This is a genomic window from Algoriphagus antarcticus (assembly GCF_002150685.1).
Taxonomy (GTDB): domain Bacteria; phylum Bacteroidota; class Bacteroidia; order Cytophagales; family Cyclobacteriaceae; genus Algoriphagus; species Algoriphagus antarcticus.
In genome coordinates this window covers 32682-56103 of sequence record NZ_MSSW01000053.1, presented here as the reverse complement: position 1 = coordinate 56103, position 23422 = coordinate 32682, and the positions used below count along the sequence as shown (strand labels likewise).

17 protein-coding genes are annotated in these 23422 nt (G+C 40.8%); 8 read left to right on the top strand and 9 right to left on the bottom strand.

Annotated elements, in window-relative coordinates:
* Positions 1–3: 3 nt before the first annotated feature.
* Complete coding sequence (locus BVH04_RS17630; RefSeq protein WP_086542794.1) at positions 4–804, bottom strand: endonuclease/exonuclease/phosphatase family protein; 801 nt, start codon at positions 802–804, stop codon at positions 4–6.
* A gap of 293 nt (positions 805–1097) precedes the next feature.
* Here BVH04_RS17630 and BVH04_RS17625 point away from each other — a divergent pair, with 293 nt between their 5' ends.
* Positions 1098–2732, top strand: coding sequence for an AsmA family protein (locus BVH04_RS17625; RefSeq protein WP_086542793.1), 1635 nt, complete (start codon positions 1098–1100; stop codon positions 2730–2732).
* 238 nt (positions 2733–2970) lie between these two features.
* Here the strand turns inward: BVH04_RS17625 and BVH04_RS17620 are convergent, their stop codons facing one another.
* On the bottom strand, positions 2971–3345 hold the full coding sequence (locus tag BVH04_RS17620) for a PRC-barrel domain-containing protein (protein ID WP_086542792.1): 375 nt from the start codon (positions 3343–3345) through the stop codon (positions 2971–2973).
* Between the two features lie 361 nt (positions 3346–3706).
* On the opposite strand from BVH04_RS17620, the gene BVH04_RS17615 reads away from it, so the two are divergent.
* Together BVH04_RS17615 and BVH04_RS17610 are read left to right on the top strand one after the other, a co-directional pair.
* Positions 3707–5965 carry a helix-turn-helix domain-containing protein gene (locus BVH04_RS17615; protein WP_086542791.1) on the top strand — a complete coding sequence of 753 codons (2259 nt, stop codon included), beginning with the start codon at positions 3707–3709 and terminating at the stop codon, positions 5963–5965.
* 18 nt (positions 5966–5983) lie between these two features.
* Positions 5984–7417, top strand: a complete 1434-nt coding sequence (locus tag BVH04_RS17610) for an apiosidase-like domain-containing protein (RefSeq protein WP_169714458.1) — start codon at positions 5984–5986, stop codon at positions 7415–7417.
* A 179-nt stretch (positions 7418–7596) separates the two neighbouring features.
* On the opposite strand, the gene BVH04_RS17605 is transcribed toward BVH04_RS17610, so the two are convergent.
* Positions 7597–9240, bottom strand: a complete 1644-nt coding sequence (locus BVH04_RS17605) for a carboxylesterase/lipase family protein (protein ID WP_086542789.1) — start codon at positions 9238–9240, stop codon at positions 7597–7599.
* An 89-nt stretch (positions 9241–9329) separates the two neighbouring features.
* Here BVH04_RS17605 and BVH04_RS17600 point away from each other — a divergent pair, with 89 nt between their 5' ends.
* Positions 9330–10031, top strand: a complete 702-nt coding sequence (locus BVH04_RS17600) for an NUDIX hydrolase (protein ID WP_086542788.1) — start codon at positions 9330–9332, stop codon at positions 10029–10031.
* 25 nt (positions 10032–10056) lie between these two features.
* On the opposite strand, the gene BVH04_RS17595 is transcribed toward BVH04_RS17600, so the two are convergent.
* From BVH04_RS17595 to BVH04_RS17570, 6 genes are all read right to left on the bottom strand, one after another.
* Positions 10057–10623 carry a pentapeptide repeat-containing protein gene (locus BVH04_RS17595; protein WP_086542787.1) on the bottom strand — a complete coding sequence of 189 codons (567 nt, stop codon included), beginning with the start codon at positions 10621–10623 and terminating at the stop codon, positions 10057–10059.
* Positions 10624–10747: 124 nt separating this feature from the next.
* Positions 10748–11341: a hypothetical protein gene (locus tag BVH04_RS17590; RefSeq protein WP_086542786.1), complete on the bottom strand. Its 594-nt coding sequence runs from the start codon at positions 11339–11341 to the stop codon at positions 10748–10750.
* Positions 11342–11668: 327 nt separating this feature from the next.
* Positions 11669–14005: a glycoside hydrolase family 95 protein gene (locus BVH04_RS17585; protein ID WP_086542785.1), complete on the bottom strand. Its 2337-nt coding sequence runs from the start codon at positions 14003–14005 to the stop codon at positions 11669–11671.
* Between the two features lie 227 nt (positions 14006–14232).
* Positions 14233–15510: a cation:proton antiporter domain-containing protein gene (locus BVH04_RS17580; protein WP_086542784.1), complete on the bottom strand. Its 1278-nt coding sequence runs from the start codon at positions 15508–15510 to the stop codon at positions 14233–14235.
* On the bottom strand, positions 15510–16208 hold the full coding sequence (locus tag BVH04_RS17575) for a hypothetical protein (RefSeq protein ID WP_086542783.1): 699 nt from the start codon (positions 16206–16208) through the stop codon (positions 15510–15512). The genes BVH04_RS17580 and BVH04_RS17575 overlap by 1 nt, the downstream gene beginning before the upstream one ends.
* A 5-nt stretch (positions 16209–16213) precedes the next feature.
* Positions 16214–18604, bottom strand: coding sequence for a P-loop NTPase family protein (locus BVH04_RS17570; RefSeq protein ID WP_086542782.1), 2391 nt, complete (start codon positions 18602–18604; stop codon positions 16214–16216).
* Positions 18605–19558: 954 nt separating this feature from the next.
* Here BVH04_RS17570 and BVH04_RS17565 point away from each other — a divergent pair.
* From BVH04_RS17565 to BVH04_RS17550, 4 genes are all read left to right on the top strand, one after another.
* Positions 19559–20131, top strand: coding sequence for a Crp/Fnr family transcriptional regulator (locus BVH04_RS17565; protein ID WP_086542781.1), 573 nt, complete (start codon positions 19559–19561; stop codon positions 20129–20131).
* A gap of 82 nt (positions 20132–20213) precedes the next feature.
* The gene (locus BVH04_RS17560; protein WP_086542780.1) at positions 20214–21191 is read left to right on the top strand and encodes a hypothetical protein; all 978 of its coding nucleotides are present in this window, start codon (positions 20214–20216) and stop codon (positions 21189–21191) included.
* Positions 21192–21201: 10 nt separating this feature from the next.
* Positions 21202–22233, top strand: a complete 1032-nt coding sequence (locus tag BVH04_RS17555; protein ID WP_086542779.1) for a S41 family peptidase — start codon at positions 21202–21204, stop codon at positions 22231–22233.
* 38 nt (positions 22234–22271) lie between these two features.
* A complete protein-coding gene (locus BVH04_RS17550) occupies positions 22272–23180 on the top strand; it encodes an alpha/beta hydrolase (protein ID WP_086542778.1) in 909 nt (302 codons plus the stop codon).
* Positions 23181–23422: the final 242 nt, after the last annotated feature.

Sequence of the window (23422 nt, the reverse complement as noted above, 5' to 3'; positions counted from 1 at the left end):
ATTTTAGGGGTTTATTAATCGTAGGGTAACCAATACAGGGTAGTGGTCAGAAAAGGGTACATCAATCACTTTGTAGTCTACAAGTTCGAAACGCTCTAAGTCATACCAGACGTAGTCGATTCGCTTTCCATCTTCTGAATCGTAGGTAGGAGAGTCATCATTGGCTACTAGTCCTGCATCGCTCCATTTGGTACTTATACTTTTATATTCTTCTGAGTTAGGGTCAAAATTCAGATCTCCAACCCAAAAAGCCGGTTTCGGGAGTGAATCAGCGTATTGCGTAATCGCGGCTATTTGCGCAAGTCGATTTTCTGGAAATTGATGACAAAGATGTGTAGCTCCGAAGTATAGTTCTTGCCTATTGTCCAACTCTATTTTTACCCAAGCAGCGGCACGAGGCTCACCACCAGCAGGTGTTGGTAGTGCCTGAGTAGAATAGTCCAACGCTTTTTTCACCAATACTCCCTCACCATATCCACCCTCAGCATAATCCATTGCTTTGGCAAAGTAACTTTTGTACCCGGTCTTTTTTCCCAATTCAGCTACCCAGTTAATTTTTTCACCATAAATGCCAGCCAAGCGAGTGGTCATACTATCCATTTCTTGTAGAGCTACTACTTCTGGCTGAAGGCTGATGATCAGATTAGCAATCTCATCTATATTGGGGACACCGGGTTCAGCAGGTTTTTCACCGTGGTAAATGTTGTATGTCAAAACCTTGAATTCCGGATTGTTTTCCTGAGCAAATACACTCCAGGACAAAAAGAGCAAAAAAGTAATAAGTAGTAGAGATGTTTTTTTCATGTCGAATCGATTTGCTCGTTCTTACCTCATAATACCAAAAATGAGTGCCTGATGGAGTAAAAAGTAAGTGAATAGAAAGGGAAGATAATAATTTTGAAGGTTTAGGAGGATTAAAAAGAAAGTATCACACCCTCTTTTATTTTTATGGTTGATTTATTCTATCGTAGGAGTAATTAGATGAGTCCGTAGAAGGAAAAATATAGTTGTGATTTATTTGTATATTTTTGACTTCTCCTTTAAAAACACGTTAGATTCACGCACCTTTTATTAGTTAAGTTTAAAAATATAGCTACTTGAAAAAAATCCTCTGGGCTCTGGGAATACTGATTCTGCTGAGCGTTTTATCGATATTTTTGGTTGAAAAATGGCTGGTAAAAACGCTGCCAGAAAAGATAAATGCCAAAGAGGATCGCGATTACGATATTCTGTTTGAGGATGTAAATCTGCAGCTCTTCAGAGGTAGTATAGTGATGCAGGATATTTCGCTTCGCCCTCTAAAAGATAGTATGCCGACTACAATCACCGGAACTATGAAGTCTGTTAGGCTGGGTGAAGTGAATATGCTAGGCTTAATTTTTGGCGACGTGCTGGATATAGGAGAACTTAGATTAGAGGTTCCCCAATTCGTCTTGATCAGGAATGATTCGATTTCCAAGAAACCTGCAGACGTATCCATTGCTTTCCAGGATTTTTTTGGTGATTTAATTTCACGCGGAGTCATCCATAATTTTATTCTCAATGATGGTTCGGGTGAATTTTACACCCAATCAGATTCTCTGAGAAAATTTGGAAGTTTTGACAGTTTTAATATTTCCGCAGTAAATCTAGAAACTGATTCTGTCCAACTGAATTATGCGATTCCCTTTAAGCTGGAAAGTATAGAGACTCGTCTCAAGAATTTGCAAATCAATCTGGATAAGGAGCAGACATTCACATTGGGCGAATTGAATTATGATTCAAAAGAAGATGCTTTCGATTTTTTTGATTTGAAATTGGCGTATGATGACACCAATCTTGCCGTAGCAAAGCGATCAGATATCCAGAAGGATTATATTGAAATTAGCTTGAAGCATCTTAAAATTGAAAATATTAATGCGCGAAGTTCCATTTATGGGAACTGGTCTATCGTCGCAGGTTTGATGACTATCGATAGTCTCATTCTTCATGATTTGAGGAACCAAAATAAACCTCGACCTATTGATGAGCCAGAGAAGACGATGTTTGAAGGAATGGTAGAAATGATTCCTTTTCCACTTGAAGTGGATACAATACGTGTTTTGAATTCTCAGATTACCTATTCTCAGATAAGCAAAGGTAAATCACAACCTGGCAGTCTGAAATTTGAGCAGCTATCTGCATTGGTCACACATGTGGTCTCTACAGATTCTCTGCAATCAGGCGAAATGTTCATCCATGGAGAAGCTGTCTTGAATGGATTTGCGCCTTTGCGTATGGATGTGACCGTACCATATGGAAAAAAGGGAAAAGAGGAACAGTTCCATTTGGAAGCTAGTATAGATCCTTTTGGGTTGCCATCACTAAATGGGATTCTTGGGGATTTAGTGTCTGTGAATATAAACTCAGGTACTATGGAAAAGCTGGAAATCACCATGGATGCAAATCCCCGATTTTCATCAAATTTCATGAAATTCCATTACAAAGATTTGAAGCTGGAGCTTAGGGATGAGGAGGATAAAAAGAAGAAATTGATTTCCACCTTAGCCAATGTTGCTATGTCTAGTAACAATCTTCCGGAAAACAGGAATTATAAAACCGCCACTTTCCGAACGGAGCGAAATATCTATCGAGGAACTTTCAATCTGATCTGGGAATCTTTAAGAGAAGGAATGCTCGAAATAGTGCCTGGAAACGTAATGCAGCTGTTTTTGGGAGAACAAGATCCTTCAGATGGTGGGAAAAGAAGGTGATTTGATAGATAGGCGTTTTTTTCTTAAATAAGTTAGTGAAAGATGAAAAGTCGTAGGTATTCTAGGTTTTAAGTACCGTTTTGAAAAAACCTGAAACTTTTAATATCTGATGTAAAGGAAATAATCAATCACTTGGGCTCTGTGGGAAAACCTCAGTCATTTCCGTAGGCAATAAAATTCATAATAAACACAAAAGGCTCCCCAATTATGGAGAGCCCTGCAGATTCTGAGCGCACGCCTACTCAATAAACGCCCTTCTTCTGTCAAATCCATAATGAGTATGAACTTTATTGATGAATTCGTGCTGAGGTCCTACAGGCCATTCATCATTATCAAAACCTGGAGCATTCTCCAGCTTTTCCTTTTCGACATTTATAACGATTACATCACGTTGGTGACCGTGAAAATCAAATGCTGCCCAAGGCAGAGCTAGAAGCTTGCTTCCCAGATTTAGAAATCCTGAATCAACTGCTATAATGACATAGGCTACTTCACCTGTCTCGGTGTCAAGCATGATGTCCTTGATAGTTCCTACTGATTCATCTCTTAATGTTTTTACAGTACAGTTAGCAGCTGTTGAGCTACTTATTGGAAAATTATATTCGGTATTCATCGTTAATTGGGTTTAGTGAATAATGGTATTTGATTCATTACAGACCAACGTTGTGCCATGTGCCTGAAAGAGCGTTCAGAGCAGTTATATTATTGGATTTAGGATTTTTTATGTGTCTCAAAAGGGCGAAATGGGTAATCTCTTACCGGAGATAAAGTGGGTGCGATGGCACGCGCTTTATTGGAAGTTTTTGATCTGTGGTAAAAATGCTTTTTCTAAGTTTTGATATTCTTTCAATCAATTGATTCTTGATAGGGAGATTTTAGTTTGAGATGGGGAATAAAAAATCGAAATTACGTAGATGAAGCTTTTTGCCTTCTATCTCCAATCGATTCATTTTTAAAAATAGTAGTTTCGCTGAATGGAAAATCAAAGTACTGACAAATTAGAGCTGGCTGCAAAGTTTGTCAACAACACCGGAGCACCGATTTTTTTAACTGGAAAAGCAGGAACTGGCAAGACCACTTTCCTGAAGAATCTAGCATTGCAGACGCACAAAAATCATGTGATCGTAGCGCCTACTGGCATTGCTGCTCTGAATGCTGGCGGCGTAACTATTCATTCTCAGTTCTTATTTCCACTTGGGTTTTTCCTTCCGGTGAATGAACCGGAGGGTAATTTCTCTGACCAATATGGTTGTTTTACTCAGCATACCTTAACTCGAAAGCATCCGCTGAATGCACTGAGAAAGAATGTCCTGAAATCAATTGAATTGCTCGTGATCGATGAAGTCAGTATGCTACGTGCTGATGTACTGGATGCGATTGACTACAGACTGAGAAGTGTCAAGAGAAATTTTAACACCCCGTTTGGCGGAGTGCAGGTGTTGATGATCGGAGATCTTTTCCAACTTCCTCCTATTGTCCGTGAAAATGAATGGCAGGTACTCAGCGGTTTTTATCCGAGCATGCACTTCTTTGAAGCCAGAGTTTTGCAGGAATCAGGGTTGGTTTACCTGGAACTTGATAAGATTTTCCGCCAGCAAGACGAGGACTTTATTGAGGTGCTAAATCATCTGCGTGAGAATACGGTGACTACTCAAGATATCGCCCTTTTGAATAAACACTATAAAACTCAGGATGAGATCGCCGAAATCAAAGATTGCATTACCATCACCACTCACAATTACAAAGCAGATCAAATCAATCAGGATCGATTGATGGGTCTGAAAGGTGAGTCGAGATTTTACGAGGCTGCCATAGAAAATGATTTTCCCGAAAACATCTATCCACTTCCCAAATCACTCGAACTTCGAGTTGGCGCTCAGGTGATGTTTATCAAAAATGATTCATCCGGAAATCAGGATTACTTCAATGGTAAACTTGCCACAGTGGAGGAACTAAAAGATGATCAGATTAATGTTTTGCTGGAAGGAGCTCAATTCGTCTATAAGCTGAAAAAGGAGGTTTGGGAGAACAAAAAGTACATCATCAATACAGATACTAAAGAACTGGAAGAGGAAGTGATTGGTACATTTAGCCAGTATCCCATCAAAACTGCTTGGGCTGTCACGGTCCATAAAAGTCAGGGATTGACCTTTGATCAGGCAATTATCGATGTAGGAAATGCTTTTGCTCCAGGTCAGGTGTATGTGGCGCTCAGCCGTTTGAGAAGTTTGGAAGGGTTGGTCTTAAGGACCAGGATTCAAAACAATGCATTGCAATCCGATTCACAGGTTCAGGTTTTTGTGGAGAGTGCCAAAAAGAATTCGAAACTAGATGAGCTTTTAGGGGCTTACCAGCAGCGCTATCTTTCGATTTTGTCAGGAGAGACTTTCGACTTGGCAGGCTTGCTTCAGGAGATCAACAGTTTCCAACGAAAGAATGATAGCTCACTGGAATTTGAAGATCCAGAAATGCAAAAAGCGGTGGGAGTGATTGCCACTCTGATACGGAATGAAGTGGGCACTGCTGCGAAGTTTAGCAATCAACTGCGCTTCCTCTTACAGCAGAATGACAAAGAGAAATTGATGGAGCGATTGGAAAAAGGAGCTTCCTATTTCAAAAACTTATTAAAAGATGCTTTGGAGAAAATACTCGTTCACCGAGCGGAGGTGGAGCGATTTTCCCGAACTAAAACCTATGCAAATAGCTTGGAAGAGTTGGAGGTAAGCTTACTTAGAAAGTATGGAGAAATAAGCAAAGTAAGTCGATTGATATCTTCAATTTTGGAAGGAAATATTCCTGGAAAAATGAATGATCTGGAGCAGGACAAAATCAATCTTCGACTTCGATTGGCTGAAGCTGCCAAGCAAGCCGCAGCCGATAATCCAAAGTTTGCCAGTAACAAAACCGGTAGAAAAAAGGCTGGTAAATCAAATCTGAAAAGGAAAGTGGGAGAGACATACGAGATCACTTTCGGGATGATCAATTCAGGAAAAAGCATTGGTGATATTGTAGTAGCGAGAGGCTTGGCTGAATCTACTATCAAAGGCCACCTGGCCAAAGGAATCGAAGAAGGTCGGGTAGAGCTGGAGGATTGTCTGCCTGTAGAGGTTATTTCCGAGATCAATTCCCAAATCGAAAATATTAAGAATCTTCAAGCACTTCGGATTCATTTTGAGGGAAAATACGATTACAATACGATCAAAATGGTAGTGGCAGGAAACACTAGTTCGTAACTTATTCCAATGACAAAAATGAAAAGAATTTCAGTTTTACTTGTATGCTTTTTAATCCTATTTAATGTAGCGAATTCGCAAGAATTGCGGATCACCAGCAACAATAGATACTTTGAAGATTCAGCTGGAGAGCCATTTTTTTGGCTTGGAGATACTGCTTGGGAATTGTTTCATAAACTCGATAGGGAAGAAGCTACTTTTTATTTAAAAACCCGTGCAAAACAAGGTTTTACGGTTATTCAGGCGGTTGTTTTAGCAGAAAGAGACGGCGTGAGAAGTCCAAATGCCAATGGTGATCTGCCATTTCATGATTTGGATCCAACCAAGCCAAACGAAGCGTATTTTTCACATGTAGATTTTATTATTGATGAGGCTAATAAGCATGGTTTGACTATGGGCATTTTACCCACTTGGGGTGATAAGGTGTTCAGTAAGCATCCCGGTGCCGGGCCTATCATATTCAATGCCGCCAACGCGGAGACTTATGGACGATTTTTGGGGAATAGGTATAGAAATAAAAACCTCGTATGGATTTTAGGCGGGGATCGTCTGGTGGCTAATAATGAGGTAGCCCAAATTTGGGATGCAATGGCCAGAGGATTAGATGAAGGTGATCAGGGAAGCCATCTGATTACTTATCATCCTCGTGGGTTTAGTTCCAGTTCTGATGTATTGGACAACCCTGCTTGGCTAGACTTCAATATGTATCAAAGTGGACATGAAAAAAGGTTCTTAGAAGTGTACAGATTTGCGAAAAAAGACCTTGGTTTGAGACCTCAAAAACCAACCGTAGATGGGGAGCCTGCTTATGAAGATATTCCCGTAAAATTTTGGGAGTATATGGATTTCAAATCGGGAGAATTTGCAGACCAGGTAGATGATAGTGGAAATATTAAGGATAAAACCATTTTCCCTGAGGGCTTCTTCAGCGGATATGATGTAAGAGTACTTGCTTATTGGGATATGCTTGCTGGAGCTGCTGGGTTTACTTATGGCAATAATGCGGTGTGGCAGATGCAGAAGGAAGGTGAGACCTTTGTGATTCCTACCCTTACTGATTGGAAAAAGGCGCTCAGGCGACCAGGAGCTGAATCAATGCAGTATTTCAAGAGGTTTTTCAAACAAATAGATTTCACAAAAATTGTTTCTGATCAGGAATTGATCTTATCAGATAACCCAGAGAATGAAGACCAAATACGTGCAGCAATTGCCAACGATGGTTCATATGTCTTAGTTTACTTGGCCAAACCGCGTGAGGTTAAGTTGGATTTAACTGAAATGACAGGAGAAAGGCTGCAAGGCTTTTGGTACAATCCACGAAATGGTAAAAGAAAGACTATTCCCAAACTTTCCACTTCTAGTCCACTAATCCTTCAGCCACCAACCAATGAATTAGAAGATGATTGGGTGCTTTTGATTCAGGATAGAGATAAAATAAAAGATGATAAATAAGTTATATGTATGTACGCTTTTCTGCCAGTAAGCGAATTCTCTTTGGTCAATGGGTTGGAAGACCGATGACCGGAACAAACCAGAATTCAAGGTGTCTTTGAATTTTTGATCCTATAAATTTTCTACTGGCAAGATTCCGTATAATCACAATAAGTTAAATAAGGAAGCAATCAGCTTCCTTATTTAATGTTACCGTATGATTTGTCGTGAAAGTGATATCGGGCATCATCTGTTGTCTTGACCAGTTTGCTTTCAGTATTGATCACCATCACTGGCGGAGTAGCATCAGCACCTTTCATTCCATTCCATTCAGGCTGTCCATCGCCATTAGGATTTCCGGTTTTGATGAAATTGGCAAAGTAATTCATAAAGGTTTTTGACACTATGTGATCATCAGCTGTCCATGAAAACACATCCACCAAAGGTAGATTTCCCAACGCATATTCTATTTCGCAAGCATGAGGTGCACCAATTGCCTCTGGTGCTTTTGGACCACCTTCTATTGTGCCTCCGGCAAGTCCAGCGGTTAAATTAGCATCCTTCAATGGTGGACGTAGCTTGCTGTACAGGTATCTGTAAACCGGCTGATCAGAATTTTTAGCATGCAGATCTAGCCATTTCCAAGTAGAATAAGCAATAAATCTGTCGGATGCCAAATTAGTCGCTGATCTTTCTACCTCCATTGCGTTAGCATGCGGATGAAGTCTCAATACTTCTTCATAATCATTTGGGTAGGTTTCACTCACCTTTGCAATGAAAGCTTCAGGAGTATAAGGCTGACCTTGCATAAATGCCATGCCTGGCATTTCGGCAGAGTTCCAACCTGCCAGTAGTGGAACCATCGCTTGCTCTCTAGCTTCGAAAATCTCAGGAAGAGTTTTTGGAAGAAAATAGCCATCCAGAACTACTGGGAATCCAAAACGCTTGGACTCATTGTAGATTTCGTAAATATCCTTGGTAGAAAGTGCTCTGAATTCTTTAATGCTTTTAATTCCAGCTTTGGAAGCGAATTCAGATCCTTCTTTTTCTGCTTCCGCAAGTGGGGTAGGAGCCAAAGTTGGGTTTATCCCGGCACCACTCTCACCGATAGCACCAGCGAATAAATCTTTGGAAAGGGGCGAGGCCATCTGATAACTTACGGAGATCGAACCTGCAGATTCACCTGCAATAGTTACTTTGTTAGGGTCACCACCAAATGCCGCGATGTTCTCCTTCACCCATTTCAGTGAAGCCAGTTGATCCAGCAACCCATAATTTCCGGAGGCTTTATATGGTGCTTCAGCACTCAAGTCTGGATGAGCGAGGAAGCCAAAGATGTTTAATCGATAGTTCACCGTTACGACGACGATCCCTTTTTTGGCCATAGCTTCACCGTTGTAGCGCGGTTCTGAACCATCCCCTGCCACAAATCCACCACCATAGAAATAAACCAAAACCGGTAAATCCTTGGTGTTTCGATCTGCAAGAGTCCATACATTCAAGTACAAGCAATCTTCACTCATACCATCAGACTTGAAATCCATATCACCAAAAACCGGAGCTTGAACAGCTCTTGGCCCAAATTTTTTGGTTTCTTTTACTCCAGACCAATTGTCCAGAGCCTGAGGCGCTTGCCAGCGAAGTTCACCCACGGGAGGCTTCGCGAAGGGGATTCCAAAGTACTTTTGAATAGTTGTTTTGGTGTCGTATGAACCCGTAATCATTCCGTTTTTGATTTTAGTTTGCACGTCAAATGAATTATTGTTTTGAGCTTTCAGTGAGGTTGATATTCCAAATAGAAGTGCCAGTGTAAAAATATGGAGAGATTTTGAGTTAGGTTTCATGGGAAGTATTATTGTTTCTAAGTGACATAATAGTAAATGCTTATTTTTGCAAATCCTATTTCTTATACCAGTATTTCATAGTTTTGCATATGCCTTTAGCAAAAGAAGAATACCTCTCAAACATTTCTTACGACTCGGTTATTTTTGGGTTTTCTGGGGAAAAGCTCAAGATTTTGGTTTTAGAATACCATAACATGCAAACCTTCGCTTTGCCCGGAGGATTTGTGAAAGTGGATGAACCCTTGGATGCTGCAGTGAGCCGAGGGTTATCTGAGCGTACAGGTTTGGACGAGATTTACTTAGAGCAATTTCACACCTTTGGGTCTATGGAGCGGTTCAATCCTGAAGTGATGCAAACGATTCTAGAAGCGCAGGGATATTTTTTAGATAATCATTGGCTGCTTGGTAGATTCATTACGGTAGGCTATTATGCCTTGATCAATTATGAGAATGTGGTGCCAAAGCCAGATGAGTTGTCAGATTCGATAAAGTGGTATGACTTCGATCAGCTGCCAAAGTTGATGATGGATCATAATGAGATTGTAGAAAAGGCGCTTGAATACTTGCGTACTCACTTGGATCAAAAGCTCTTAAGCTTCAATCTACTTCCTGAGCGATTTACAATGAAAGAGCTGAAGCAAGTGTATGATGCCATTCTTGGTGAAACTCAAAACAGAGCAAATTTTCAACGTAAAATGCTTGGTCTGAATATCTTGGAACGACACGAAAAGCTTTATTCTGGAGGTTCACACAAGGCGCCTTTCTCATATAGTTTCAAAAAAGGGCAATAGAATTCCAGACTTAAAATACCCAAGATCACCCGACCTTAATTCCATACTTCACTAGCAATCCAGGCAATCCATCCATGTCGAAGCGAGCGCCTCTGACTCTGTTTCTTTCTGGATCAATAGAATAGTGAAGTGCATTTCTGAAATCTACCTTCTCCGTTATAGTCCGGTCAAATATTGCACCGCTGAGATCAGAACCCTGAAAATCAGAGGCAGTCAAATCAGCTTGTGTAAAGTCAGCTTCAGTGAGCCTACAATTAATAAACTTTGATTTTTTAATCTTCAGGTTGTAAAAACTGCAATAGTCAAGCTGGCAATTTTGGAAGATAAATTCCAATAAGAATGGATTGCTGGCATGAAAGTGAATCCCCAACATCTTGCACTGCTCAAATTTCACATGCTGAAAAGACACATCAGGTACCTTTACATTGCTCAAGTCGCAGCTTCTGAATGTGCAATTTTCAAAATGTATCCCTCTTAAATCAAGGGTAGAAAAATTGCACTGATCAAAGGTGCAGTGTTCATATTCTGAAATCGAAAGAGGTAGCTTTGTGTAGTCTAGGTCTTTATAAATCTGCTCTGTGAAAAAGGACATTTTCAGTTTTTTTGAGATTGAGACGTACTTCTAAAGTAAAACCGTTTTTGAAGGAATTTGCTTTAAAATGTATGTACTATCGGGCACAATCACCAATAGAAATCAAATGAGTCTTAGTCAAAGATTAATCTTTTGCAGGTGTAATCATGATATGTGCCCTATGTGTACCGGGATCCATGATCCAAGGCATCCCAGGGGCGCTTGGTTTTAGCGGTAGTCCGGTAGTCTCAGAGGTAGCCCAGGGTAAATACACCACATATCTCAAAAAAGTATCTGATACTTCTCCAGTATTGATATCGTACTTTTCAGCGTCAGCTGTTAAGACAAAAAGAGTAGCGCCTTCCTTAGGCATTTTGAGTTTTCCACTTTTAGCTTCAGCTTCTCTGGTGTCGAAGATCTCCTGAAATGCCTTTCCCTCTTTTTTAAGTTCTCTGCCTCTTACCATAAATGGTTCTAATTCAGTAGCGTAGCACGAAACGCTGAAACCTTTTCCATTAGGATCATCTGCTAGGCATATCATTCCATTTGTACCTTTTCTCAATTCTACCAACTCTCCACTCTGATCGTAGCCCAAAACCGTTGCATCCTGTTGCTTTTCATCGGGAGCAGCCATTACTGCAGTTTTGATTTGAATTTCTTTGGAAGGAATCACGGCATTCTGTGAAAAAGCTGGGAGAGTAGCTAATAAGACTACTAGTGCACTAAGATAAGTTTTCATCGTTTTCGGGTTTAGTGATGGAGTAATTTACACTTTATCAGGAAGGTTGACAACTTGAATTTTTATCAATTACTATTCAGTCATTTTATCCAAGATAAATTAGCGATTCGCTTTGCCATTTTGAGCATTAACAGATTTTTGAATAGTCTAATATGATTATCCGCGATCTTGCACGTACCCAAATTATCTACGGTTTTCAAATGAAAAAATCCCCCTAGCCCTCCACCGCGGCGGAGGGATTAGCCGAAATTGAACCTCAACCATTGATTCCAAAACTGTACGTGTAATATTGCGAACATTCATATAGTCTAATGACATTTTGAGTCTTTACAATTCAACCTCGAAGCTTTGTCCTCTTTCTAGATCCAAGTCCAGCTCAGATCCATCGTAATAAACCAAGATTCTGCCACTTTTCCCCGCATGAATTCTATAGGTTTTGAGCTCACCGTCCTGCCAAGTCATATCGATGGTATAGTTTCCTCTCGCCTTCAGGCCTTTCACGCTTCCATTTGCCCAGGCTTTTGGCAGGGCTGGCAAAAGTCGAATCATTCCGGTTTCATGGGATTGGACGAGCATATCAGCTACCCCAGCTGTGTAGCCAAAGTTTCCATCAATCTGGAAAGGAGGATGCCCGTCAAATAAGTTTGGATAAAGAGACTGGGAAAGTAGCTTCTGTATGTGCTCATGAGCCATTTCACCATCTAATAATCTTGCGGAGAAATTGATCAACCAAGCACGTGACCAGCCAGTTCCGGCACCGCCATTCGCCAGTCTGAATTCAAGACTTTTGCGCACTGCTGCAAATGCCTCGGGGGTTGCACTAGACGTAATGGCATCTCCTGGGTGAAATGCATACAAGTGAGACATGTGTCTATGTCCTTTTTCGTTTTCCTCATAGGGCTGGTCCCATTCCAATATTCTTCCATCATCAGCAATCTGAACTCCAGGACGGAGGTTTGCTAGTTGGCTCTTTACCTTTTCAAGTAGTGGAGTTTCTTTCCCAAGAATCTCAGAGGTTTTCAAATAGTTATTAAAAACATCTGCGATAATCTGCTGATCCATCGCTGCTCCCATCGTAGATGCGACTGTTTCCCCTTGGTCATTGATAAACTGATTTTCTGGAGAAGTGGAAGGAGAGGAGACCAGCTTTCCGTCTTTTGGATATTCTACGAGCCAATCGGAATAGAAGGCAGAGATGGCAGACAGTGCCGGATAGGCTCGCTCTTCGAGGAATTTCTGGTCCTGAGTAAATAAGTAGTGATCCCAATAATGTCTGCCTATCCAGCCTCCAGCACCGATCCAACTCCCCCAATACGCTGTGGCGGCGCGTAAAAAAGCTACCTGCCAGAGATCAGTCGTATGAGGAACCATGGATCCAGCCATATCAAAATTCTCACGTGCAGCATTTTTTCCGTTCTCTATTACTCCGTCAATGAAATCGAAAAGGGGCTGGTTTAATTCACTCAAATTGGTGACATCCGCCGGCCAATAATTCATCTGTAGATTGATGTTCACATGATAATCAGCATTCCATGGAGCCGCGATGTGCTCATTCCAAAGCCCTTGCAGGTTTGCAGGATTGGTGCCTGGCCGACTGGAAGATATTAACAAGTATCTGCCATAATCGAACAAAAGCTTTTCCAAGTGTAAATCAACTTTTCCGTTTTTTACCCGCTCAATTCGCTGATCAGTAGCGAAGTCATCTGATTTGTCGGCACCCAAATGCAAGCTCATGCGATCAAACCATGAGGCATATTCTTTCTCGTGCGCATGGAGGATTTCACCCCAGCTTTTCAATTGAATTCTTTCCAGCTGGCGATCTGTTTCTGATTCGAAATCCTCATGATAAAAGGATGTCTCTGAGACCAGCTTCAGCATGAATTCCTTTGCACCTGATATAATCAAGCTAGAATCGGAAGTGGAAATATCTCCTGTTTGATTTTGGGCGAAAATCAAAGTTCTGAATTTCACCCCATTCAAAATCTTAATTGGCTTGGAATCCAGTTGCCCGCCACGCTGTGTGATCATGCCAGACATCTCTAGCTGTCGGTCATTGAGTGCTGTGGTTTCTGCTGTCGCAAAGCCATTGTCCTCAGGGCGACTCATAGTGATTTTACCGTTGAAGCCTTTTGGGTGAGTTGTTTTAAACCGGATGATCAAGGCATCGTCCGGAACTGAGGCGATGACTTCTTGACTGACTTCAAAGCCTTCACTTATGAATTGAGTCAATACGGTGGCTGTTTCAAGATTTAGACTACGTCTGTAATTTTCCACTTCGTTAAATTCGAAATCAAACCACAGATCTCCCATAGTTTGATGAGATCGTATTACTCCTTTTCTGGAGAATTTTAGAACCAAAAGTGAGTCGGCTTTCTTGTTTTCCCCAGCTAGTAAATACCCTCTGATTTGATCCAAATCGGCTCTTTTACCGTCTGCCAATCCCCAGTCATCGTAACCCCCTGGCCAAAGTGAATCCTCATTGAGCTGCAAATGTTCTTGGCCTGGTGTGCCCATGACCATCGCTCCAAGTCGACCATTTCCCACAGGCAAACCCTCTTCCCATTCCACTGCAGGTTGATTGTACCAAAGGACAGAAGAGGTTTGAGCTGAGGTAAAATTGTATAGAATGAGTGTGAGCAGGGCGCTCAGAAAGTACTTTTTCATAGGTATTTCGGGTCAAAAAATAAGAATACGACAAATCTATGTAGTCCCCAACCTTAACAGTGCCAAATTGCCTTTTTGCATTGTAAGATACTTGGAATGTGGGTTATTGGTAAGTTAGGCCAAAGGTGATGCTGTCTACATTCACATCAGGAGAAGAATGGGCGGAATTAGTTCAACTGGTTTTTACTTGATTGAAGTTGATTCCGGTAGGATTTCCGGGATTATTTTTAAGATTTCCCATCTATGTTTTCTAACAAACTTGGTACCTTCCACTTGACCGATCCCACGGCTCTGCTGCTTGCCAAGTCAACGGCTTTGGATGACCGTCTTTTTTCGTAGATCATCGCAAAAGTCATTATCAGACTCGTTCCAATGATCACAAATAGTAATATCCCCGGTTCGAAACTTGCTACTTCAGCTTCCTCAGGGATGGCATAAAATAGCAAAACAGTGATCAATCCTCTCGGGGCAATGAATGCCTGTGGGATAATGTCTTTGCCTTCAAAAATCAAAAGCAAGACTATTCGGATTCCATAAATTGACCCGATCAGCATGCTACTGATCAAGGCTACCTGAATATTAAACAGCGAAGTAATAGCGATAGTAAGTCCGAAAATCACAAAGAACAACGTGCGAACCACAAATGCGGTCTCAGCTGTAAGCGTGTGCAACTCATGGTAAATTTGATGTGCTCTGTCATAATCCAGCAGGCTTGAAAGTCGCCCTTTGAAAAATAACTTCATATTGGCGATGACCAAACCAAAAATCAAAATAATAATCAGTGAGGAAAGGTGCATCTTTTTGCCCAATGCATAAAGCAGAAGCAATACAGCGATCAAAAGAAAAAGTTTGACGTTGCTTTTGATTTTCTGAAAAATCAAAATAATCGCATAGCTCGCGATTAGAGAGATCGTCAAAGTAAGAAGGAAATTACCTCCAAACCCAACCAAGCCTGAATCTTGAGCAGGATTTAATTTTCCAGTCAGAAAATAAAAAAGCATAATTCCCAGAATATCTGAAAAAGTACTTTCGTAGATATGAAACTCGCGTTTTTTACTTTTCAAACCGGCCACACTCGGGATGATGATCGCGCTCGAAAGGATTGACAGGGGCGTGGCATAGAGCCAAGCAGACTGCATAGACATCTCTGGTATGTAATAATATAGAATACTTGCTGCTGCCCAAGTGGAGAGCGATAGTCCTATCAGTGCGAGCGCAAGGGATTTAAGAATCGGAAAAAGTTTCTCTCGCTTGAGTTCCAGCTCAAGCGCAGCTTCGAGCACGATCATGATCAAGCCTACTATCCCCAATACCTCCAAAAACGGGAAAAAGTCAATTGTATCGGTCGTGAAATATTGCAAGATGTATTGAAGAATCAGTCCCAAAGCGATTAACATCAATACCGCTGGGATATTGGTTTTTTTCGACAATCCATTGAATAGGAAGGATAGAATAATAATCACCGAAAACTCAATGATTAGATTATAAGAGGAGATAATTTCCATTAGGCGTCAAAGTTTTCAGTAGAATTGGTTATGACTTCATGGTCATGCAAGTAGTTGATAAAATCTTCGTATCGCGCACCTTTTACCAAAGTGTAATGTAGCAAGTAAGTATTTTCAATAGCTAGAGCTTTCAGGTTGGAAGGTTTGCCCAGAGCCAGGATAGGATGATCGAAAATTAAATCTAAGAGACGTTCCTTGCTAAGTTCAGATCGCAGGTACAGTGCACGCTGCAGGACGTTCGTTTGATTGGAAATCAATGTAAAGCCAGTCCGGTCAAAGGAGTGGTACCAAACCCAGCGCTCCCCTTGGTCGGTTCCAAGCACCATTCCCAAATTTCCGATTCGATTGATCCTGCCTCGGATTTTTCCAGCTTTCACCAGCGTATCAGTGACAAGCATCGGGCTGGCTCGGATGAAAAGGCCACTGATATAATTTCCCAGTTGTTTATACCCAAATCCCGCAACCAACAAAATGATCAAACCGTGAGACACAGGATCCAACACTATAAAACCCCCAAGGATAACCAGCCAAGCCATAGGCTTATAGAAAAGTCGAAACTTTTTAACTAAGGCTAAATACCGATCGTTGATGCGTCTTTTTTTCAAATATCGAGTAAACCCGAAAAAACACAAGGAAAGGAAAAGGTAGATCGCAAAGACGATAAGTATTAATGCGTAAAGATCATTCCAATGATTCATGTCAATTAGGCGAGTAATTCTCTGTATTTCAATATGGAGTAAAGGTCCTGCCTTACTGTATTTTTTACGATCAAGTATCCATTTGAATCCCGATCCAACACACCGATATTTAGGAGTTTTCGAATGGCAGGTTTGTACTCAGCTTCATATCGGTCAGTAAATAAATTTTTGAGTTCGAGATCGCTGCTATATCCGAATAGCAGGCAGTTTTTTAAAATCAGAAGTTCGGAGATGGAGAGAAAATCATTGAGATGAGTTTCTTTCTCTGAAAATTGAATAGAGCCATCCTGTTGTACATCCGTACAGAATATCCAAGCTTGCAAAACCGCTCCGATGTTAAAGTCAAATTTTTTCGTTAACCATCCAATTTTTTTTCTGAGTTGCCCATCATTCATCTCGATACCTTCCTTCTCAAATATGCTACGATGAGAAGCACCATGGCGTAGCATAACGGCTTTGAAGATTTCGTCAGAGGTGGAAGCATTCGTGTCCAGAAGATTGGTGAAGCCTTGAGAAAAGGGTATTCTAGTGTCCAAATGCAGTCGAAGCGAATTGGTAATACCGACAATGACGAATACTTTGGAAGAATTCAAACTCATAAAATCAATCAAAGATTTGACATTCATGAGTAGGGAGAAATTGGAATCTCTCCAGACTTGCAAATCGTCTAAGACAAGTATGGGTTTTGAATTGCTGATTGACCTTTTCACAAAGCTGAAAACTTCATCCAAGTTTCTACCAACTTTAAGTTTTCTGCCTTCGATACTGATCTCGCCACCAGGAGTCAGATAATGTGCCTCATTTGACTTGAACTGATGTGTAGCAAACTCTAGAAGTGTAGACTTGCCACTGAGAGGGTCACCTACTACTGCTAGAGATCGGCTTTGACCTTTTTTCCAGTAGTCAATGATTTTTTCCAGCGCCTCTTCTTGCTGCTTTCGTTTCACCAAAAACAGATCGCCAATGAAATTTTTGTTTAAGAATAAGGAATGGTAGTGGTCAGGTGTTTCCTTCTCGTTTCTCGTTTCTAGAATTTCCAGCGCAATTTCTAATCGCTGATGCGGAGTTTTTTCCTTGACATCTTTTACTTGCTTCCCCACATTTTTGAAAAGCTGCGCCACTTGAGTTGAAAAGTACTTGAGATTTCCTGGTTTGCTGGTAGCTAATAATGAGAAATTATTCTGTAGAGGGACTTTGAGGTATTCATCCTCTTTGTAGATTTCGGTTGCTTTGAATTTTAAGGAAAGCTCCTTTTCGATATGTGAAACTAAATCTTCACTTTGCAAAATTGTGTTTTTTTGCTGTTGGATGATCGAATTCAGAGAGGTAATCTCACCGTGAAAGCTGACAAGCTGCTGCGTTTTTTTAGCTACCGACAAACTGCTTTTGATTTGTGTGGCGACATTGAGCAGATGTGAAAAATTAGCTTCTTGACCATCCCATAAGTCTGAGAGGTATGGCAATATTTCATAATCCAGCCATTTTTCAGCTGATTTTCTGAAATCAATTTTTCTCAAAATTAAATATCCCTCCCGAGATCCTACAGGGACAGAGAGCGACTGAAGCTTGTCGACTGAGTCCTCCAGAGTACGAAGCGTACTTTCGGGCCGAATCTCCTGACTGATTCCAGTAGTAATCAGGTCATCAAATGACTTGATGGTATCGCTGAGTTGCTCTTTTTCGCTGATTTTTTCAAGCCCTTTCAGACATTCGGCAGCTTTAGTTGCAAAAAGCGCATTAATTTTCTGGACGTCCGTTTTCATTTGGAGTACCATCTCACGAATCAATCTGTATTGAATTACGGTTTGCTCCAGGCGATTATAGTTTTGGTCTATTTCTCTGAATTGGCCCGCTATGGTCTCAAACTGTAAATGGTAAGTTTTCCAGGGATTCGAAAAATGCTTGACCGATTCCAACTTCCGCTTGAGAACTTCTGGTTTTTCGAGCAAGCTTTTGCGTTCAAGCTTGAAGTAGTTAAGGCATTTTTCTAATTCAGTGACAAGTAAGGCTTTTGATTTTTCGAAATGATCAGTCACCATTTCGGCCGTGACTAGCTCTTCCAGGTCACGAAGCTTTGCTATGCTAAGTTGGAGTAACACATCCCTGATCAGCAAAACGATGGATTTGAATCGATCTGGATATGAAAAATGTACTAAGTAGTGATCTGGCTCCGTAACTTCTGTAGTTGTACCAGAGGCAAGTGTACTGGTTTCTCCGGCTTTACAATAGGTATTGAGCAAGTTGCTTCCATGTTCGCAAAGGTAGTAGTATAGGTCATCTGCTGAAGATTGCTCGGCTACTCCGATATTGAACTCCTGAAATTCCTCCAATACAGAATCCATCAATTCACCATCGGCTTTAGCGGAGTCATGTATAAAAGGGCTGTTTTCGTTCATAGATGCTGAAAATGGTAACCAAAGAAAAAGAAAAAAGAGTTTACAAAAGCAAATTAATTTTAGTTTTTAATGATTGCCCGCTTTATTGCCAGTTGTGAGTGCTTTACCAAATGGCCTCGACTACGCCCGGCCACCTGGGTAGTGTTATGTCTTGAGGGGAGGAGAAAGTGGGGCCTCGCCGCACTTTTTCCACCCCTCTCCAGAGCCATTTTATCTGGACACCGAGCCAAGTCGAGGTGCGGAAAATTCAAGTTGGATACTGGGCAATTGCCTATACACATATATAAGCGGTAATTTAGAATCAACACGAATAAGAATTGTACAAGTTGAAAATTAAAAGTAAATCAACTTTTAAAGATGAGAAGGCGCATACTTATTGTTTTGAAAACTGGGGAAAGAAACCAGATGCCTATAATGTCAGAAAATATGAAGGTTATAGATTTCTACGTCAATTGGTAAAATCGACATTTAAGGACTAAAGAGAACCGAAAGTAAGCTTAAAGCATTGATTGTTTCCCCCGGAGCAAGGACAAAAAGATTATTCCCATCAAGCTTAATGGTTTGGAAATTTGAAGTCAGTAGAAGGCTGTCTGTTTCTTCCAGATTTTTAGTAATAAAAAATTTTAAATAATTAGTCACTTGAGGTCATGAGCCAACTTCTGAATTCAAATATGATATATACCTATTGAAGGCCGGTGGCATTGGTGACAAGCATTTTTCGCTTTTAGAACCCGGAATATTTCAATTTTTTTCGGGAGATAGAACATATTTCGGAACAAAAAAAATAGGGTGAGTTCTTGCTTTGGATATTCAGGTACCGTCATGATTTTGGATTGCGACACTGTAAAAAATAGATCTGATAGCCATTCCAAAAAATGCTTATTTTTAGTGTTCAGGATGTACTTAAAAATACTTATCTGGATTGTTACAGTAAATCAACATGGGTTATAGTTTATGGATAATCATCCCATCATTGATACCTTTGCGATGATGCACCCTTTGTCAGAAGCGTGCCGGAAAGATTTTGCTTCCATCATCCACCCGCAGACCCTTCCCAAAAACACCATGCTTCTGGACTTCGGGAAAAAAGCGACTACCCTGTTTTTTATCCAAAAAGGATTGGCAAGGGCCTATTACAATCGAGATGGCGAAGAGGTCACTTACTACTTTGCCATTGATCGTCAGTTTATAGGTGCGGTCCCCAGTCTTTTTGATGGCAGGCCTTCCTTAAGTGCAATACAGTTAATCGAACAATCTGATATTCATTATTATTCTTACCTGGATTTTGAAGACTGTTGTGCCCGGCATCATGATCTGGAAAGGGCAGCCCGTAAGCTCTCTTCCTTAGTGATACTGAGAGGACTAGAAGACTTAGAAAGCCTCCGCTTTTACTCGGCTAACGAAAGGTACCAGTTGGTTCAAAAGAGACATCCTGGCATAATGAACAGGTGTCCATTGAAATATATCGCTTCCTACATTGGTACCAGCCAGGTAAGCGTCAGCCGCATACGTGCCGGTCTCCAATAAAAACTCTCTTTAATTTTTTAACATATGTAAAATAGTAAGATCGCTTCAATGCTGACTTTTGCCCTGCATTAATTAAAAAAATATGAAAACAAAAATTATTGGGCAAGGCATAGCAGCCTTAAGCGATGCTTTTACGCTCAAAAAAGAAGCTTTAGAAAAAGTTCTCGCTATTAGCTTCTCAAAAATCAAAAGCTACTTACTGCAAGCTGCTACGGCATCTTTGAAATTTAGCTTACTGATTGCGCTTGCCATCATGGCGCTGATATTTACCAACCGGGCTCATGCACAGCAACATGAGGATTTTCTGCTTAAGAAAAATCAATTCAGCGTAGAAATTGGTGCCAATTACATCAAAATGGTAGATTTTCAGTATTCACCCAACATGTTTCAATCTTTGAGGAAAAATGTGCAACTGGGTTATACCAACAGGTTGAGAAAGGGAATTTTCTCTACCCATTTAAATGTGTATATGGGAAATCTCACTCCTAGTTCCGGCCTCGGCCTGGATTACTATGGTATGGATACTGATATTAACGGTGTTGAAACTGTTGATTCAATATCGCTAAAGTTGAGCCAGATAGGGTTTGATCTGGAAATAGGCTATCTGCACGAACTGAAAAAACTGGCCACTAGCAGAACAGCGCTGTATCTCGGTGGGAGCCTTGAGGAAAGCTTTAACTATGCCCCTGGTTTTATCTTTATAGGCACAATCAACTATGGCGCTTTGAATGCAAAAGCAAGGTTTGACTACTTACTGGGGAATGGCAAACCCCTCATGTTTGGACTTTCAGTTCCCCTGGTATCGCTGGTCACCAGGATGCCATACCACAATAGTCCTAACTATCCTGGCAAGTCGGGTATTGCTGGTTTTTTTACCGACAATAACCATGTTGAAACCCTCAACCATTTTCAAAATCTCCGATTTTCTGTAAAGTACCATTGGCTGGTAAGTAAGAAGTTTGCATTTGATATCGCCTACCAAGGTTCATGGTTTCACTATTACAGACCGGAGCACCTTAGCCAGGCAGGCAGTCAACTTTCTCTTGGATTCACCTTTTAACACACCAAAAATGAAAAATTATATCTCAATACGCATAGGAACTTTTATAATGCTACTTCTTTCTTTCACTTCATGCGAAGAAATGATGGTGGGTGAGATGCTGGATAACTCCAATGAAAATAACTTCCGGGTCATGTGGGAAAAATTCGACAGTCACTACGGCCTCTTTCTGGTAAAGGACATAGACTGGGACGCAGTATCTGCGTCACATCTGCCCCTGGCCAGAGCCGCAAAAACGGAGGAGGAATTGTTTTCAGTCCTTTCTTCTGCCCTCAGCACCTTGAATGATCAACATGTAAATATTTTAACAACCAATCCAAGTCTGGGAGATTATAACAGTGGCCACAATGGGCATATCCCAGCTCAGGAAGACTATCTTTTTGAAAGCGTCCGCGACCATTATCTTATAGAATACCATGAGGAAAATGAAAATTTTGGTTATGGAAAACTTACCGAAGACATAGGATATATTCATGCTTCATCATACAACGATAATATTGCTTTTTTCAAAAAAGCCATGGACAAAGCCATGAGAGCTTTAGCTTCCACCAAAAAAATTGTCTTTGATATTAGAGATCATGCTGGAGGGAGCGACAATGTAAGTAAGTACATCGCTGGCAGATTTGCCACATCAAAAAAGTTGTTTATGACCTCCAAAAAAAGAAACGGGCCGGCACATGATAATTTTGAAAATTTAATAGAGTGGTATGTGGAGCCAGAAGGTGAAAGCCAATATACAAAACCTGTCATATTACTAACCACCTCCCGTACCATTAGCGCAGGTGAAACATTTCTCTTTGCCATGCGCGAAAACGACAATGTAATTCATATGGGCGATACATCTGCCGGTGCTTTTACTGATGCAATTGTTTTTCAATTGCTCAACGGATGGGCTATCACTGTGGGTGTAGGCGACTACCGGGGGGCTGATGGCAAAAGCTATGAAGGTATCGGGATTGCTCCCCATATTTATAGTATAAACCAGAAAGCTGAGGTATTGAAAGGGGTGGATAAAACCCTGGAAATGGCCATTGGCTATTGAAATAAAGCTTTCGTTGAGTAAATAAGGATAAAAAAAATATGTACATCAAAGCAAAGTCGTGTTTCAAAGACCCTCAAAAAGACCGGGATTATTTCGAGGAATGGGTTCTACAACTGGAAAAAATAAACAGCAGAACCTATGAGCGCTTGGAAGTATCTACTGCTTTGGGCAAGACGCATGTCTGGGGTTTGAATAGCCATGATACAAGTTTAGAGACCTTAGTAATATTCCCAGGTGCTAGGACGACAGCCTTGATCTGGGATTTGGATAGAGGACTGGATAATTTGAAACAAAAGCTCAGAATTTTTATGGTGGAAACCAACGGATGGCCCAACCTGAGTGACGGAGCAACGCCAGATATAAAATCATTGGAGTATGGCCGTTGGGCAAACGAGGTTTTAGATCTGCTTGGAATAGAAAAAGCTTTTATTGCAGGTGCATCATTCGGTGGATTAATCTGTATGAAACTGGGTATAACAAACCCTGAAAAAGTTAAAGCAGCCTTTTTGTTGAATCCAGGTTGTTTACAATCTTTTTCCCTAACCATGGCAAACCTTTATTACAATTTGCTGCCAATCATAAAACCTACAGCAAAAAATGTTTTAAAATTTTTAGAGAAAGCTGTCTTTTCTAAACCAAATCATATGCTATCCGAGGTATCAGAAAAGATGCTCATTGACTACGAAGTCTTTGCAATCAGTCGCTATAAAGATAAAACACAAAAACCGTATTATATGGATAAGCAATTGGGTGAAGTTAAAGTTGACACATATCTTCTTGAAGGAGATAAAGACTTATTGTTTCCGTTTCAAAAATCCATTGACAATGCAAAAAAGCATATTAAAACATTAAAAGAAGTAAAAGTATTTACCAATGTAGGACACGGAATTGAAACCTACGACAAAACTATGAACTACATTGGAGAGATTATAAAGAACTACCGCTAACGACTAGGTAGTCTTTGCATGCGTAACACAGTTTGCCCGCCGCGGAGGGCACATTGAAACCGCTGTTGCACAGCTAGTCCGCCGTGGCGGACTAGCTGTGCAGTTTTTATGGAGATTGAGTCAGGTTTTAAGTCTTTTTTATGCAGGAAATAAGTTTAAAAATGGGCTGTTAGATCCCTGATCTCCTCAAAAATTCGATTTTCTGTAATTCATAAACCGTTCTTTACCTCCGGCAGACAGGC

What these genes read in the sequence shown, in the direction of transcription:
- BVH04_RS17630 (WP_086542794.1), bottom strand. Translation starts at nt 804, where the DNA reads ATGAAAAAAACATCTCTACTACTTATTACTTTTTTGCTCTTTTTGTCC.
- BVH04_RS17620 (WP_086542792.1), bottom strand. Translation starts at nt 3,345, where the DNA reads ATGAATACCGAATATAATTTTCCAATAAGTAGCTCAACAGCTGCTAAC.
- BVH04_RS17615 (WP_086542791.1), top strand. Translation starts at nt 3,707, where the DNA reads ATGGAAAATCAAAGTACTGACAAATTAGAGCTGGCTGCAAAGTTTGTC.
- BVH04_RS17610 (WP_169714458.1), top strand. Translation starts at nt 5,984, where the DNA reads ATGAAAAGAATTTCAGTTTTACTTGTATGCTTTTTAATCCTATTTAAT.
- BVH04_RS17605 (WP_086542789.1), bottom strand. Translation starts at nt 9,240, where the DNA reads ATGAAACCTAACTCAAAATCTCTCCATATTTTTACACTGGCACTTCTA.
- BVH04_RS17600 (WP_086542788.1), top strand. Translation starts at nt 9,330, where the DNA reads ATGCCTTTAGCAAAAGAAGAATACCTCTCAAACATTTCTTACGACTCG.
- BVH04_RS17595 (WP_086542787.1), bottom strand. Translation starts at nt 10,623, where the DNA reads ATGTCCTTTTTCACAGAGCAGATTTATAAAGACCTAGACTACACAAAG.
- BVH04_RS17590 (WP_086542786.1), bottom strand. Translation starts at nt 11,341, where the DNA reads ATGAAAACTTATCTTAGTGCACTAGTAGTCTTATTAGCTACTCTCCCA.
- BVH04_RS17585 (WP_086542785.1), bottom strand. Translation starts at nt 14,005, where the DNA reads ATGAAAAAGTACTTTCTGAGCGCCCTGCTCACACTCATTCTATACAAT.
- BVH04_RS17580 (WP_086542784.1), bottom strand. Translation starts at nt 15,510, where the DNA reads ATGGAAATTATCTCCTCTTATAATCTAATCATTGAGTTTTCGGTGATT.
- BVH04_RS17575 (WP_086542783.1), bottom strand. Translation starts at nt 16,208, where the DNA reads ATGAATCATTGGAATGATCTTTACGCATTAATACTTATCGTCTTTGCG.
- BVH04_RS17570 (WP_086542782.1), bottom strand. Translation starts at nt 18,604, where the DNA reads ATGAACGAAAACAGCCCTTTTATACATGACTCCGCTAAAGCCGATGGT.
- BVH04_RS17565 (WP_086542781.1), top strand. Translation starts at nt 19,559, where the DNA reads ATGGATAATCATCCCATCATTGATACCTTTGCGATGATGCACCCTTTG.
- BVH04_RS17560 (WP_086542780.1), top strand. Translation starts at nt 20,214, where the DNA reads ATGAAAACAAAAATTATTGGGCAAGGCATAGCAGCCTTAAGCGATGCT.
- BVH04_RS17555 (WP_086542779.1), top strand. Translation starts at nt 21,202, where the DNA reads ATGAAAAATTATATCTCAATACGCATAGGAACTTTTATAATGCTACTT.
- BVH04_RS17550 (WP_086542778.1), top strand. Translation starts at nt 22,272, where the DNA reads ATGTACATCAAAGCAAAGTCGTGTTTCAAAGACCCTCAAAAAGACCGG.